The 13,873-nt window shown below is 67.6% G+C and carries 10 protein-coding genes and 5 tRNA genes; 11 read left to right on the top strand and 4 right to left on the bottom strand.

From position 1 onward, the window contains the following. Window positions 1–95 precede the first annotated feature (95 nt). From ACFPAH_RS18700 to ACFPAH_RS18650, 11 genes are all read left to right on the top strand, one after another. On the top strand, window positions 96–2,642 hold the full coding sequence (locus tag ACFPAH_RS18700; RefSeq protein WP_379748308.1) for a diguanylate cyclase: 2,547 nt from the start codon (window positions 96–98) through the stop codon (window positions 2,640–2,642). Between the two features lie 27 nt (window positions 2,643–2,669). Further along, on the top strand, window positions 2,670–4,052 hold the full coding sequence (locus ACFPAH_RS18695) for an aminotransferase class I/II-fold pyridoxal phosphate-dependent enzyme (protein WP_379748306.1): 1,383 nt from the start codon (window positions 2,670–2,672) through the stop codon (window positions 4,050–4,052). Window positions 4,053–4,158: 106 nt separating this feature from the next. Continuing rightward, on the top strand, window positions 4,159–5,562 hold the full coding sequence (gltX, locus tag ACFPAH_RS18690; RefSeq protein ID WP_379748304.1) for a glutamate--tRNA ligase: 1,404 nt from the start codon (window positions 4,159–4,161) through the stop codon (window positions 5,560–5,562). Window positions 5,563–5,662: 100 nt separating this feature from the next. Further along, window positions 5,663–5,738 (top strand) — tRNA-Ala (locus ACFPAH_RS18685). 29 nt (window positions 5,739–5,767) lie between these two features. Then, window positions 5,768–5,843: transfer RNA gene (locus ACFPAH_RS18680), tRNA-Glu, on the top strand. A gap of 86 nt (window positions 5,844–5,929) precedes the next feature. After that, window positions 5,930–6,005, top strand: a tRNA-Ala gene (locus ACFPAH_RS18675). Between the two features lie 28 nt (window positions 6,006–6,033). Then, window positions 6,034–6,109 (top strand) — tRNA-Glu (locus tag ACFPAH_RS18670). 41 nt (window positions 6,110–6,150) lie between these two features. Further along, window positions 6,151–6,226: transfer RNA gene (locus ACFPAH_RS18665), tRNA-Glu, on the top strand. A 142-nt stretch (window positions 6,227–6,368) separates the two neighbouring features. After that, on the top strand, window positions 6,369–7,532 hold the full coding sequence (gene earP, locus ACFPAH_RS18660) for an elongation factor P maturation arginine rhamnosyltransferase EarP (RefSeq protein ID WP_379748301.1): 1,164 nt from the start codon (window positions 6,369–6,371) through the stop codon (window positions 7,530–7,532). A gap of 68 nt (window positions 7,533–7,600) precedes the next feature. Next, window positions 7,601–8,176 (top strand): elongation factor P, encoded by a 576-nt coding sequence (locus ACFPAH_RS18655; protein ID WP_136218665.1) that lies wholly within the window; start codon window positions 7,601–7,603, stop codon window positions 8,174–8,176. 156 nt (window positions 8,177–8,332) lie between these two features. After that, window positions 8,333–9,931: an amidase gene (locus ACFPAH_RS18650; RefSeq protein ID WP_379748299.1), complete on the top strand. Its 1,599-nt coding sequence runs from the start codon at window positions 8,333–8,335 to the stop codon at window positions 9,929–9,931. Window positions 9,932–10,011: 80 nt separating this feature from the next. Here the strand turns inward: ACFPAH_RS18650 and ACFPAH_RS18645 are convergent, their stop codons facing one another. From ACFPAH_RS18645 to ACFPAH_RS18630, 4 genes are all read right to left on the bottom strand, one after another. Then, entirely contained in the window at window positions 10,012–10,518 is a 507-nt protein-coding gene (locus ACFPAH_RS18645; protein ID WP_379748297.1) for a TssQ family T6SS-associated lipoprotein, read from the bottom strand. A gap of 9 nt (window positions 10,519–10,527) precedes the next feature. Then, window positions 10,528–12,072, bottom strand: coding sequence for a hypothetical protein (locus tag ACFPAH_RS18640; protein WP_379748295.1), 1,545 nt, complete (start codon window positions 12,070–12,072; stop codon window positions 10,528–10,530). Window positions 12,073–12,189: 117 nt separating this feature from the next. Next, a complete protein-coding gene (gene dbpA, locus ACFPAH_RS18635) occupies window positions 12,190–13,596 on the bottom strand; it encodes an ATP-dependent RNA helicase DbpA (protein WP_379748293.1) in 1,407 nt (468 codons plus the stop codon). A gap of 15 nt (window positions 13,597–13,611) precedes the next feature. Then, window positions 13,612–13,869, bottom strand: coding sequence for a hypothetical protein (locus ACFPAH_RS18630; protein WP_379748291.1), 258 nt, complete (start codon window positions 13,867–13,869; stop codon window positions 13,612–13,614). Between the last annotated feature and the right edge of the window lie 4 nt (window positions 13,870–13,873).

The following is a 13,873-nucleotide window of genomic DNA, read 5'->3' as shown; positions in this document are numbered from 1 at the left end:
GTTTCTGCTTAAAAATAAAGTCTGCCGGAAACTTGCTTCCTACACTGGCGTTTTGACCCACTCGCCGGGGCCGGCTCACGCCCGACCGAACACACATGAACAGCACCTGCGCGCGATGGAGCGACCGATACCTCGTCGCGACCCATTGGTTCATCCCCGCCGACGTCCTCAACGGGCCGGCGGCGGCCCGCTCGCGCGCCGAAAACGTCGTCAATGCGACGCTCTTGGCGGGGACGGCGGGACCGTTCTACGCGCTGGCCTATTTCCTGCTCGGCTTTCCGGCGGCGGGGCTCGAAATCCTGCTGTGCTGCCTCTGCATGCTGGCCGCGCCCCTGCTGCTGCGCGCGACCGGCAGCGTGCGCGCCGCGCGCGAACTGTTCCTGTGCGCGCTGTTCTTCAACTTTACCTGGCTGAGCTATTACCTGGGCGGCATCGGCGCGCCGACCGCCAGCTGGCTGATCACCCCGCCACTGGTCGCCATGTTCCTCGGCGGCGTGGGGTGTGCGCTGTCCTGGCTGGCGCTCAGCTGCGTCGCCGCCATCGCCATCTATGCGTTGCCGGGCGCGGGCCATGCGCTGCCGGTCCACCCGGTATCGGACATGGCGCTGCTCTACCTGGCCTGCCACCTGGGGCTGTTCGTGGTGGTGCTGGTCTTCGCGCTGCTGGTCGAGATGACCAAGACCCAGGGCTTCGTCAAGCTCGAGCAGGCGCTGGGCACCATCAACGAACTGGCGCTCCGCGACGAACTGACCGGGGTCCACAACCGGCGCTACCTGATGGGCTTGATCGAAAAGGAAAAGGAGCGCGCCGACCGCAACGGCCGCGCGTTTTGCCTGTGCCTGCTGGACATCGATTTCTTCAAGCGCGTCAACGATACCTACGGCCACAGCGCGGGCGACGCCGTGCTGCGCGCCGTTGCCCGTACCGTCGAGGCGCAGGTGCGCGGCAGCGACTGTTTCGGCCGCTACGGCGGCGAGGAGTTCCTGCTGATGCTGCCCGAAACGCCGGCCGCCGACGCCCTGGTATTGACCGAACGGGTGCGCGAGGCCATCGAGAAGCTGCGCTGCCTGGAGGCGGGCAGCGAGATCGCGCTGACGGTCTCGATCGGGGTGGCCGAGTACCGCATGGGAGAGGCGATCGGCCTGTCCGTCGGGCGCGCCGACGAGGCGCTCTACCTGGCCAAGTCGAGCGGGCGCAACCGCGTCGTCTGCCATGGCGAGAACAGGGAGCCGCTGGCGCTCGCCCTGCGCGACAGCGCGCCCGGGATTCCGGACGAGCAGGACCTCGGCGCCAGCGTCGGGCGCATGCTCGACAGCGTCCATTGCGACCAGCTCACCGGCCTGCTCAACCGGCGCCTGCTGCGCGACCGCCTGCGTCATGCGATGGACCGCGCCGACCGCAACCGGCGCCTGGTCGCGCTGCTGCTCCTGAATATCAACGGCTTCAAGGAAGTGAACGACGCCCACGGCTACGAGGCCGGCGACGCGCTGCTGGTGCAGGTGGGCGCGATGATCCGCCACTGCCTGCGCGACTGCGACACGGTGGCGCGCTGGAGCGGCGACGAATTCGTGGCCCTGCTGGAAGACCTCGGCGGCGAGGGCGATGCGCGCCGGGTGGCGGAAAAGATCCTCGACGGCTTCGGCCTGCCCCTGACGGTGGCCGAGCGCGAATGCTTCATCACGCTGTCGGTCGGCGTGGCGCTGTATCCGGCCGCCGACTGCGACCTCGACGCGCTGCTCAAGCGCGCCGACATCGCCATGCGCAGCGCGCGCGCCTGGGGCGAAAACAGCGTCCAGCTGTATTCGAGCGCCGTGTGCGAGCCCAGGAGCGAGCGGCTGGCCCTGAAGAACGGCCTGCGCGACGCCCTCGCGCGCGGCCAGCTGTTCCTCGAATACCAGCCGCAGGTCGACCTGGCCACGCGCCGCATCGTCGGCGTCGAGGCGCTGCTGCGCTGGCAGCATCCGGTCTACGGGCGCATCGATCCGGGCCGCTTCATCCCGCTGGCCGAGGAAACCGGCATGATCGTGCCGATCGGCGACTGGGTGCTGCGCACCGCCTGCGCCCAGAACCGGGCCTGGCGCGACGCCGGCCTGCCTGGCGTGAAGACGGCGGTCAACCTGTCGGCGCGCCAGCTGCGCGTCCCCAAGATCGCGGCGCGGGTCATGGAGATCGTCGGCGCCAGCGGACTGCCCTGCGGCTGCCTCGACCTCGAGATCACCGAGGGCGTGCTGATCGACGACCTGGAAGCGAACCGCAAGGTGCTGGGCGAACTGCGCGCGGCCGGCGTGCTGGTGTCGATCGACGACTTCGGCACCGGCTACTCGAGCCTGAACTACCTGTCCGAGCTGCCGGTCGACATCCTCAAGATGGATGGCCTGTTCGTGCGCCGCCTCGGCACCAGCCTGCGCACCCGGCCGTATGCGATCGCCGAAACGATCGTGGCGATGGCGCACCGGCTCGAGCTGAAAGTGATCGCCGAATGCGTCGAGACCGCCGAGCAGCTGGCCGACCTCGACGCGATGCGCTGCGACGAGGCGCAAGGCTACCTGTTCCACCGTCCGCTGCCGGCCGAAGCCATCGGCGCGCTGCTCGCCTGCCAGGCGGCTGCCGCTTCCGCTGCTGCGGTGCCGGCCCTGGCTTGAACCTCCCAATTGAATCAGGAGAGCACCGTGCGCGATGAAACCAGCGTCTTCGAGGGCGCCAGCGACATCCAGACCCTGCTGGCCTGCGGCGCGCTGCGCGGCAGCCTCGCCGGCTTTGCGCAGCCGGGCGGGCCGGACCTGGCGCGCCGCGCCCAGGCGCTCGACGACTGGTGCGCGCTGCGCGCCGCGCATGGCTTGTGGCAGCACGCGCGCGTGCTCGACGGCGCTCCGGCGCCCGGGGCCTGCGTGCGCGAGGAGGGCGCAGCGCCCGCCACGGCCAGGCGCGGCATCAATTTCGCGTCCGCGGATTACCTTTCGCTGGCCGCGCACCCGGCGGTGCGCAAGGCCGGCGCCAAAGCCCTGCAGGGCGCCGGCCCGCACAGCGCCGGGCCGGCCAGCCTGCTCGGCAACAGCCATCTTTCCCTGGCCCTGGAGGCGGCACTGTCCGCGCTGCTCCGCTTCGAGCACGTGACCCTGTTCCCGACCGGCTGGGGCGCGGCTTTTGGGGCGATCACGGCGCTGGTGCAGGAGCGCGACTATGTGCTCATCGACGAAGAGGCCGGCGCCGCGCTGCAGCAGGGCGCAGGCGCCGCCACCCGTAAGGTCATGGCGCACCGCCACCTCGACACGGGCCAGGTGCGCGAAGTGCTGGCGGCGATCCGCGCGCGCGACACCGCGAACGGCATCCTGGTCGTGACCGAAGGGCTGTTCGCGCTGGACGCCGACGTGCCGGACCTGCCCCTGATGCAGCACCTGTGCCGCGAGTACGGCGCCACCTTGCTGGTCGACGTGAGCCACGACCTGGGCGCGTTCGGCCCCGCCGGCACGGGCTCGCTGGGCGTGCAGGCGATGCTGGGCCAGGCCGGCATCGTGGTCGGCTCCCTGGCCAGGGCGTTTGCCGCCAACGGCGGCTTCGTCGCCACCGGCGCGCGCGCGCTCAAGCGCCAGGTCCAGCTGTTCGCCGGGACCTGGCGCGATGCCGATGCGCTGTCGCCGGTGGCGGCGGCCTGCGCCCTGGAAGCCCTGCGCATCGCCGCCTGTCCCGAGGGCGACGCCTTGCGCGCCGCGCTGCTGAAGAATGCGCTGGCGCTGCGCGCGCAGCTGGCCGAGATGGGGATGCGCTGCCTCGGGCTCCCCGCGCCGATCGTCCCGGTGTGGGTCGGCAGCGACGAGGTCGCGCGCCTGGCCGGGCGCACGTTGGCGCGCGACGGTGTGTTCGTCGACGGCGCCGAGTGCGCGCATGCGCAGCCCGGCGCGGCGCGCCTGCGGCTGCAGGTCATGGCGGGGCACGAGGCCGCCCAGCTGCGCGATGGCGCGCGCCTGGCCGGCGCAGCCGTTGTCGTCGCCGGCGCCGCGCTCGGCATCGAGCCGGCCTGCGCGCCGCCGTGCCACGGGCGCCGCCACCGCTGAACGGCGGCCGCCGCGCCGCGCGGGGAGGGGGTAAAAGCGGATGCAGGCGCCGCCTGCGCGCAGCGCATCGGGGTAAAATAGCCGCTTTATCATTTCGGCTTTCACCATGACCGTCCGCACCCCCGTCCGCACCCGATTTGCTCCCAGCCCGACCGGCTACCTCCACCTCGGCGGCGCCCGCACCGCGCTGTATTCCTGGGCCTATGCCCGCCATTTCGGCGGCACCTTTATCCTGCGCATCGAAGACACCGACCTCGAACGTTCGACGCCGGAAGCGGTGCAGGCGATCCTGGACGGCATGCAGTGGCTCGGCCTGTCGCACGACGAAGGTCCGTTCTACCAGATGCAGCGCATGGACCGTTACCGCGAGGTGATCAAGGGCATGCTGGACGCCGGCACCGCCTACCTGTGCTATTGCTCGCCCGAGGAAGTCGAGGCGATGCGCGAGCGCATGCGCGCAGCAGGCGAGAAGCCGCGCTACGACGGCACCTGGCGTCCGGAGCCGGGCAAGACGCTGCCGCAGGTGCCGGAAGGCGTCAAGCCGGTGGTGCGCTTCAAGAACCCGCTGGACGGCGAAGTCACCTGGAACGACGTCGTCAAGGGCCCGATCACGATCGCCAATAAGGAACTCGACGACCTGATCATCGCGCGTCCGGACGGCACCCCGACCTATAACTTCTGCGTCTCGGTCGACGACTGGGACATGCGCATCACCCACGTGCTGCGCGGCGACGACCACGTCAACAACACGCCGCGCCAGATCAACATCCTGCGCGCGCTCGGCGCCGAGCTGCCGCAGTACGGCCACCTGCCGATGATCCTGGGCGCCGACGGCCAGAAGCTCTCCAAGCGCCACGGCGCGGTCAGCGTGATGGAATACCCGGAACAGGGCTACCTGCCGGAAGCGATGCTGAACTACCTGGCGCGCCTGGGCTGGAGCCACGGCGACGACGAGATCTTCTCGATGGAGCAGTTCACCGAGTGGTTCAACCTCGAACACCTGACGGCCTCGGCGGCCCAGTTCAATCCGGAAAAGCTGGCCTGGCTGAACAACCACTACATCAAGGCGGCCGACAACGAGCGCCTGGCCGGGCTGGTCCGCCCGAAGCTGGAGGGGCAGGGCGCCCAATTCGAAGCTAGCCCGGCCTTGCCGGCCGTGCTGGCCCTGGTCAAGGACCGCGCCAACACGATCAACGAGCTGGCCGACGCCGCCATGCTGTTCTTCCGCCAGCCGCAGCCGGACGCGGCACTGCTGGCCCAGCACCTGACCGATGCCGTGCGCCCGGCGCTCGCAAGCTTTGCCGAGCGTTGCCAGACGGTCGACTGGAACAAGGCGGCCATCGCCGCCATGCTCAAGGAAGTGCTGGCCGCCCACGGCCTCAAGATGCCGCAGATCGCCATGCCGCTGCGCCTGCTCGTCACCGGCCAGCTGCAGACCCCGGCCATCGATGCGGTGCTGGAACTGTTCGGACGCGAGGCCGTGCTGGCCCGTGTCGGGAAGGGCTTGTAACGGGCGGAGAATGTGCGTTCGCCGATTCGATAAAAAATCGTCGAATCGGTATTTGCGTAATGCAAGAACGCCCGCTATAATGCTCGCACTTCAGCAGTACGGGGGTATAGCTCAGCTGGGAGAGCGCTTGCATGGCATGCAAGAGGTCAGCGGTTCGATCCCGCTTACCTCCACCAAGTTGAAGTGTAGTAATCGGTAGTTCAGGGTCCCCATCGTCTAGAGGCCTAGGACATCACCCTTTCACGGTGAGTACCGGGGTTCGAATCCCCGTGGGGACGCCAAGGTTTTGGCAGAAGTTTGCCGGAAGCTGCGCCAGCGGCAGCGGTAGTAGAAGCAAGAGCAGTATGTTATAATGTTTTTCCCCGTGGGGGGTATAGCTCAGCTGGGAGAGCGCTTGCATGGCATGCAAGAGGTCAGCGGTTCGATCCCGCTTACCTCCACCACGAAGAACAAACGTTGTAGCAGTCCAGGGTCCCCATCGTCTAGAGGCCTAGGACATCACCCTTTCACGGTGAGTACCGGGGTTCGAATCCCCGTGGGGACGCCAAGAATTTGGTAATAGCAGTACAGTAGTGCAAACAGTTTTAGGTCCCCATCGTCTAGAGGCCTAGGACATCACCCTTTCACGGTGAGTACCGGGGTTCGAATCCCCGTGGGGACGCCAAGTCATAGCAAGACCAAAAGCAAAAGCCGCCTTGAGCGGCTTTTTGCTTTTGGTCTCGCATCGTGCGCAGTGCAGCCTGCTGCCGCACTGTCATCTTTTTTGCGGTGCCATCCTCGCCGCCACTGAACAAGTCGATCGCTCAATGAACATCCCCGCATCCCAGGAACCCACGCTGTCGCTCGCGATTTTCTGCAAGGTCGTCGACAACTACGGCGACATCGGCATCTGCTGGCGCCTGGCGCGCCAGCTCGAGCGCGAACACGGGGTGGCGGTCACGCTCTGGGTCGACGACCTGGCGAGTTTTCGCCGGATCTGCCCGGAAGTGGCCGTCGAACACGAACAGCAAACGATCGCGGGCGTTGCCGTGCGCCACTGGCGCAGCCAGGAAGACAGCTACACGCCGCAGGAGGTGGCCGACATCGTCATCGAATTTTTCGCCTGCGACATTCCGCCGGGCTATATCGAGGCCATGGCCCAGCGTTCCCCGAAGCCGGTCTGGCTCAACTTGGAAGGGCTGACGGCCGAAGAGTGGGTCGAGGGCTGCCACCGGCTGCCGTCGATGCACCCGCGCCTGAAATTGACCAAGCACTTCTTCTTTCCCGGCTTTACGGAACGGACCGGCGGGCTGCTGCGCGAGCGCGAACTCGAGGCTGCGCGCCAGGCTTTCCAGGCCGATCCCGGGGCGCGGCGCGCATTCCTGGCCGGGCTGGGCCTGTCCGAGGGCGAGATCGATGCCTATGTCGTGTCGCTGTTCTGCTATCCGCATGCGCCGGTCGCGGCCTTGTTCGATGCCTGGCAGGGCGGCAATGAAGCGATCACCTGCCTGGTGCCCGAAGGCGTCGCGCGCGGGGCCGTGGAAACTTTCCTCGGGCGGGAGGGCGCGGCCGGCGCGGCCGCGACCCGCGGCGCGCTCACCGTGCGCGTCCTGCCTTTCGTGCCGCAGCCCGATTACGACCGCCTGCTATGGGCTTGCGACCTGAATGTCGTGCGCGGCGAGGATTCCTGGGTGCGTGCCCAGTGGGCCGGCAAGCCTTTCGTGTGGCACATCTACCCGCAGGACGAGAACCTGCATCACAAGAAACTGCGTGCTTTTATGCAACGCTATGCCGCCGGACTCGACAGCCTGGAAGCGTTTTCGCTGCACTGGAACGCGGCGCTCGAGGAGGGCGACTGGCCTGCGCTGTGGCGCGCCTTGCGCGCCGATGACGCCGCGATCGCCGCGCGTTCGGCCGTATGGCATGCGGAAATGTTGAAAAACGGCGACCTGGCGTCGAATCTGCTGGCCTTCGCGGCCTCACTTCGTTGAGCATCGCATCCGTTACGTGGTATCATGCTCTGTTACTGCAACCCCTTTTTTAGATTACTCAGACTCCTATGAAACCCGCAAAAGAGATCCGTGTCGGCAACATCATCATGGTTGATGAGAAGCCTTTTATCGTGCTGCGTTCTGACGTCAACGGCTCGAGCCGCACGGGCTTCACCTACAAGTGGAAGATGAAGAATCTTCTGACCAATGCTCCGCTGGAAAACGTGTTCCGTGGCGACGACAAGTTCGACGTCGTCGTGCTGGACAAGAAGCCGGTGACCTACTCGTACTTCGCCGATCCGCTGTACGTCTTCATGGACGAAGAGTACAACCAGTTCGAAATCGAAGAAGAAAACCTGGGCGACGCGCTGCACTACCTGAAAGACGGTATGGAATGCGAAGCGGTGTTCTACGACGGCAAGGCCATCTCGGTCGAACTGCCGACCACCATCGCGCGCCAGGTCGTGTACTCGGAGCCTGCAGTCAAGGGCAACACTTCGGGCAACGTCCTGAAAGAAGCCAAGATCGAGAACGCCATCGAAGCCCACCAGCACATCGTCATGGTGCCGCTGTTCGTGAGCCAGGATGACACCATCGAGATCGATACCCGCACCAACGAGTACAAGCGCGTCGTTCGTAACTGATCGATACCGTGAACTCGTCCCGCGAGAAAACGCTGCCCTGACCGGCAGCGTTTTTTTTCGTCCCGACTCCTGCTCTTGTCTCTCGCCTCGTCCGAATGGTGTCGAACGGCAAGCACTGCTATGCTGGTGTTTTCATATAAAAAGAAGGGGAGACGCATGGATCGCAGGGATTTCGTTCGATTGGGTGTGGCGGCCGGTGCCGTCGCGGGCGCGGCAGCGACAGCGTCGGCGGCGCCGAAGTCCGGAGCGGCCGTTGATGCGCTGCTCGACGCCGGCGTGCGCGAACAGGCGGCCGCGATGGCGGCAGGCAAGCTGAGTTCGCAACAACTGGTGCAGCGCTACCTGGCCCGGATCGCCGCCGTCGACAAGGCCGGTCCGCGCCTGCATTCCGTCATCGAACTCAATCCCGACGCGCTGGCGATTGCGGCCGAGCTCGACCGCGAGCGCAAGGCAGGCAAGCTGCGCGGGCCCTTGCACGGCATTCCGGTCCTGCTCAAGGACAACATCGCCACCGGCGACAAGATGAGCACGAGCGCCGGTTCGCTCGCACTCGACGGCGTGCGCGCCACCCGCGACGCCCACATCGTCGAACGCCTGCGCGCGGCCGGCGCCGTCATCATCGGCAAGACCAACCTGTCGGAATGGGCGAACATGCGCTCGACCCATTCGGTCAGCGGCTGGAGCGGGCGCGGCGGCCAGACGAAAAACCCGCACGCCCTCGACCGCAACACGAGCGGCTCGAGCTCCGGTTCGGGCGCGGCCATCGCCGCCAGCCTCGCCACCCTCGCGGTCGGCACCGAGACCGACGGCTCGATCGTCTCGCCTTCGTCGAGCTGCGGCATCGTCGGCCTGAAACCCACGCTCGGCCTGCTCAGCCGCAGCGGCATCATCCCGATCGCCCATTCCCAGGACACGGCCGGTCCGATGACGCGCAGCGTCGCCGACGCCGCCCTGATGCTGGCCGCCATGACCGGCGTCGATGCGGCCGACCCGGTGACGAAGGAAAGCCAGGGCAAGAGCGCCGACTATGCGGCCGCCTTGCGTCTTGATGGCCTGCGCGGCAAGCGCATTGGCGTGGCGCGTAATTTCTTTGGAGGCAGCACGGCAATCGATGCGATCGTTGAGACGGAGCTGGCCGTGCTGGCGGCGCAGGGCGCGATCCTGGTCGACGTCAAGGTGCCCAACACCGACAAGTACAACGAGACCGAAGTCGAGGTGCTGCTGCACGAATTCAAGCCGGACCTGGCGGCCTGGCTGGCCGCCTATGCGCCGCACGCGCCGGTGAAGGACATGGCCGACGTGATCGCCTTCAACGAGCAGCACGCCGCGCGCGAAATGCCTTTCTTCGGCCAGGAACACCTGATCGCCGCCGAAAAGAAGCCGGGACTGGATTCGAAAGCCTACCGCGAGGCGCTCGCAAACAACCTGCGTTATTCGCGCGAGGAGGGCATCGACAAGGTGATGGGCGAGCACAAGCTCGACGCGCTGGTGGCGCCGACCGGCGGCGTGGCCTGGCTGACCGACTACATCAACGGCGACCACTACGGCATGAGTTTCTCGTCGCCGGCCGCGGTGGCGGGCTACCCGCACATCACCGTGCCGGCCGGCTTCGCGCACGGCCTGCCGGTCGGGATCTCCTTCGTCGGCGGCGCTTACAGCGAAGCGGCGCTGATCGGCATGGCCTATGCCTACGAGCAGGCCAGCAAGCGGCGCCGCGCGCCGGCCTACGCGGCCTCGGTGAATCTCAAGGCCTGAAAACGGCAGCGGCCCGGATCGGCCGGGCCGTTTTTTTCGCGCGATTCATCGTTTTCGCGTACGGTGGCCGGACGTATTGCTCACCCCCGCTTGGCGCGCTCGTATGCCGGCCCCCACAGCGGATGGCCTTCCTCGCCCGGCTCCAGCGAAAACTCCGGATCGAGCTTGAAGGCGCGCTCGAAGGCCTGCTCGCACTGTTTCGGGCGCGAGGTGACGCAATAGCTGAAGGCCGTGTATTTCAGTGCCGTCACCCGGGTGCGCAGGGACGCCTTGCTGCCGATGTCGTTCGAGTTCAGGCGCCGGATCGCGCCGTTGAAATCGCCTTCGTTGTAGAGCCGGATACCGTCGCGCAGGGCGGCCTGCTCGCGCGCGGCCGGCGCCTCGGCGCGCGCTTCCGTGCGCGCTTCGTTGCGCTCGGCCTCGCGCTGCACGGCGCGGCTATGGTCGCGTTCGGCTTCGCGCTTGACGGCATTTTTTTGCTCGCGCTGCGGTTTGGTTTCAAGCAGGGATTCCAGCTGGGCACAGCCGCCCAGCGCGCCTGCGGCAAGCAGGGCGCACATCCAGCGTGGAGGGGAAAGACGGGTCATGCCAACTCCTTACTCGGCCTTGGCCGTGAAATCATGTTCGATCGTCGCCGATCCGCGTTTGCCGGCGTCGATGGCCAGGACGTGATCGGGGAAATTCGGGTTGACGATGCGGATCGTGTGCTTGCCCCGGCTCAGGGTCAGGCGCTTGACCGGCGGGCTGACGCCGCGGTCGATGTCGTCGACATACACGGTGCCCCAGGGCTTGATCAGCAGTTTATACGTGACGCCGTTGACGACCGGTTCGGCAGCGTGGCCGGGTACGGGGACCGCTTCGGCGGCATCCGGCGTTTCGCCGGGCGGGAGCGCGGCACCGGCCTCGGCTGCCGGCGCTTCGCCCTGCACGGCAGCAGCGCTGCCCTCGGCGCGCGGCACGACTACCGTTTCGCCAGGCCCGAGCCCGCTGGCGGCGCGCTGCGCCGGCGGCAGCGACAGCGCCGCCATGTCGTCCGCGTCTTGCTGGTCGAGCCAGGAGACGAGGGCGCTGCCGGCGGCGAGCAGGACGATGGCGGCGCCGGCGATCCAGCCCCAGCGCTGCACATTGCTCGTCCGAGGGGCGGCTGCGGCCCGCTTCCTCGCGGCCTCCTCCTGCAGGCGTGCTGCGGTGGCGGCTTCCAGGGTAGTGGGCTGCTTGGCGGCGGCTGCCCCGGCGCGCGGCGCGGCGGCCGCAGGCGCGCCGGTGACGGCCGCCGCCGGCGTGCGCAGCAGCGGTTCGGCAGCCGTGGCGGCCGGCGGCAGCTCGCTGCGTTTGCCGGCCGGAGCTGCGGCCGACGCGGCCGCCGGAATTGCGGTGGTGGAGGGCGTATGCAGGCGCGGACCGGGCTCCGGCTGCGGCTCGGCCGGCCGCGCTTCCGGCACGGCCGGCGTGGGCAGCGGCTGGCTGTAGTCCCGCGCCACGGGGGACTCCGTGGCCTGGACAGCCTGGGCGGCGGCCGGTTCGGTGAATTCGGGCGTAGTGGCCGGAACCGGTTGCGGCGCGTCGGCGAAGCTGCCTGCCGCCGCGCCATCCAAGGCCGCCGGCTCCGCCTCGGCGAGGTCGTGCGAGGGTGCCGGCATCGCCGCCGGCGCCAGCGTCGACGCATGGGCAGGCTGGTCGTCGGCCGGCGCCTCGATGCCCAGCAGGCTGCGCATGTCGGCGACGGTCTTCGGGCGCAGGCGCTGGTTCGGGCCCAGGCAGCGGTCGAGGCCGTTGGTAAGAACGGTGTTGTAGTCGTCGTACAGGCGCGGGCCGAGCGGTCCGTCCGGCGGCATTTCCGCCGTGATCGCGTAATGGACGACCAGCGCCAGCGCATGCAGGTCCGCGGCCAGGGTCGCCGTGCCGGCCGGGCCCACCTCCTCGGGTGCGGGCAGCAGCAGCGGCTCGTTGTTGGCGAGCATGACGATGGTGTCCGGCGAAATCGGACGGTGCGGCGCCCCGGTCGCGTATTGGCGTTCGAGCGAATCGAGGAGATGGCGCAGCAGGTCGCGGCACCAGGTCTCGTTGACCAGTGCCGGGCTGTGTTCGACGATGTCGCGAACCGTGCGCCCGTCCGCAAACGGGGTATAGATGGTTGTCATTTGGCTGGTCATTTTGCTAAACATTTATTTTTAGCAAAACTATGCCAGATTTACCGCAAGCGTGTCGCTGCTGAGTCAACCGTGCGCGTCAAATAAAAATGATTCGGCGCGGGCCGTTCAGACCTCCAGGAAACGCATCTTGAAGCTGCGTCCCTTGAAGTTGCCGAAATCCGGGCCCAGGCGGTTGCCGGCGTTGAGTTTGCGGAAGGCCTGGTCCGCCACCTCGCGCGCGATCGCGACATAGGTCTGGAATTCGGTGACGTTGATCTTGCCGACCTGTTCCTTCGTCAGCCCGGCGTCGCCGGTGAGCGCGCCCAGCACGTCGCCCGGGCGCAGCTTGTCCTTCTTGCCGCCGGCGATGACGAGGGTGACCATGGGTGCCGGTTCGGCCGGCAGCACCGAGTCGCCCAGGTCGTCGACCTTGTACCAGGAGGCCGGGGCATCCTGGTATTCCTCGATCAGGCGCACCCATTTCTTTTCGTTCGGCGCGCATAGGGAAAGGGCCAGGCCGGTCTCGGCGCCGCGTCCCGTGCGCCCGATGCGGTGCACGTGGACTTCGGCGTCCTTCGAGACGTCGACGTTGATCACCGCTTCCAGGTTGGCGATGTCGAGGCCGCGCGCGGCGACGTCGGTTGCCACCAGCACCGAGCAGCTGCGGTTGGCGAACAGGATCAGGATCTCGTCGCGTTCGCGCTGCTCGAGTTCGCCGTACAGGGCCAGTGCCGAGAAACCCTGCTCGCGCAGCGAATCGGCCAGCTCGCGGCAGTGGGCTTTGGTGTTGCAGAACGCGAGCGTGGAAACCGGGCGGTAATGGCGCAGCAGGCGCGCCACGGCATCGTCGCGGGTGTCGAAGCCGACTTCATAGAAGCGCTGCTCGATCTTGCTGGCGTCGTGCTGGGATTCGACGGCGATTTCCAGCGGCGCGTTGAGAAAACCCGCGGTGGCATGGCGGATGTCGTCGGGGTAGGTAGCCGAGAACAGCAGCGTCTGGCGGCGCTGCGGGCAGGCGCTGACGATGCCGGCGATCTCGTCGTAGAAGCCCATGTCGGTCATGCGGTCGGCTTCGTCCAGCACCAGGGTCTGCACCTTGGAGAGGTCGATCGTGGCGCGGCCCAGGTGGTCGCGGATGCGGCCCGGGGTACCGACCACGATGTGGGCGCCGTGTTCGAGCGAGGCGATTTGCGGGCGCATGGCGACGCCGCCCGTCAGGGTCAGGATCTTCACGTTGCCGACGCCGCGCGCCAGGCGGCGCAGTTCACCCGCGACCTGGTCGGCCAGCTCGCGCGTCGGGCACAGCACCAGGCCCTGGATCGCGAACCAGGCCGGATTGAGTTTATTCAGGATGCCGATGCCGAAGGCGGCGGTCTTGCCGCTGCCGGTCTTGGCCTGGGCGATCAGGTCGCGGCCTTCGAGGACGGCCGGCAGGCTTTCGGCCTGGATCTGCGTCATCTCGTGGTAGCCGAGCGTGCCGAGGTTGGCGAGGAATTGCGGTGCCAGCGGCAGCGTGTTGAATGGTGTCGTCATGTGGCCCTCCAGCCGTCAGGCCGGAGCGTCCGACGCATCCGGCGCCCAGACCGGCAGCCCGGTCAGATCAAGGTTATCGTCGCGGCGCCAGACTGGCAGGCCGGTGGTATCGGTTTCTTCGAGCAGGGAAATCTGTTCCTGCTTCATGGTGGTGCGGCGCGGGCGCGGGACACGCTTCGGAGGCTCTGGAAGTACGACAACGGGTACGGCGAGCGGTGCGGCTTGCTCGAAGCCGGGCAGATCGATCGTTGCGTTGTCTTTCTTGTCTCTCATCTGG

The organism is Massilia sp. GCM10023247, assembly GCF_042653325.1.
Taxonomy (GTDB): domain Bacteria; phylum Pseudomonadota; class Gammaproteobacteria; order Burkholderiales; family Burkholderiaceae_D; genus Telluria.
Note: the sequence above shows the minus strand (reverse complement) of the source record. Positions and strands in the feature narration are given on the sequence as shown.

What these genes read in the sequence shown, in the direction of transcription:
- ACFPAH_RS18700 (WP_379748308.1), top strand. Translation starts at nt 96, where the DNA reads ATGAACAGCACCTGCGCGCGATGGAGCGACCGATACCTCGTCGCGACC.
- gltX (WP_379748304.1), top strand. Translation starts at nt 4,159, where the DNA reads ATGACCGTCCGCACCCCCGTCCGCACCCGATTTGCTCCCAGCCCGACC.
- earP (WP_379748301.1), top strand. Translation starts at nt 6,369, where the DNA reads ATGAACATCCCCGCATCCCAGGAACCCACGCTGTCGCTCGCGATTTTC.
- ACFPAH_RS18655 (WP_136218665.1), top strand. Translation starts at nt 7,601, where the DNA reads ATGAAACCCGCAAAAGAGATCCGTGTCGGCAACATCATCATGGTTGAT.
- ACFPAH_RS18650 (WP_379748299.1), top strand. Translation starts at nt 8,333, where the DNA reads ATGGATCGCAGGGATTTCGTTCGATTGGGTGTGGCGGCCGGTGCCGTC.
- ACFPAH_RS18645 (WP_379748297.1), bottom strand. Translation starts at nt 10,518, where the DNA reads ATGACCCGTCTTTCCCCTCCACGCTGGATGTGCGCCCTGCTTGCCGCA.
- ACFPAH_RS18640 (WP_379748295.1), bottom strand. Translation starts at nt 12,072, where the DNA reads ATGACAACCATCTATACCCCGTTTGCGGACGGGCGCACGGTTCGCGAC.
- dbpA (WP_379748293.1), bottom strand. Translation starts at nt 13,596, where the DNA reads ATGACGACACCATTCAACACGCTGCCGCTGGCACCGCAATTCCTCGCC.
- ACFPAH_RS18630 (WP_379748291.1), bottom strand. Translation starts at nt 13,869, where the DNA reads ATGAGAGACAAGAAAGACAACGCAACGATCGATCTGCCCGGCTTCGAG.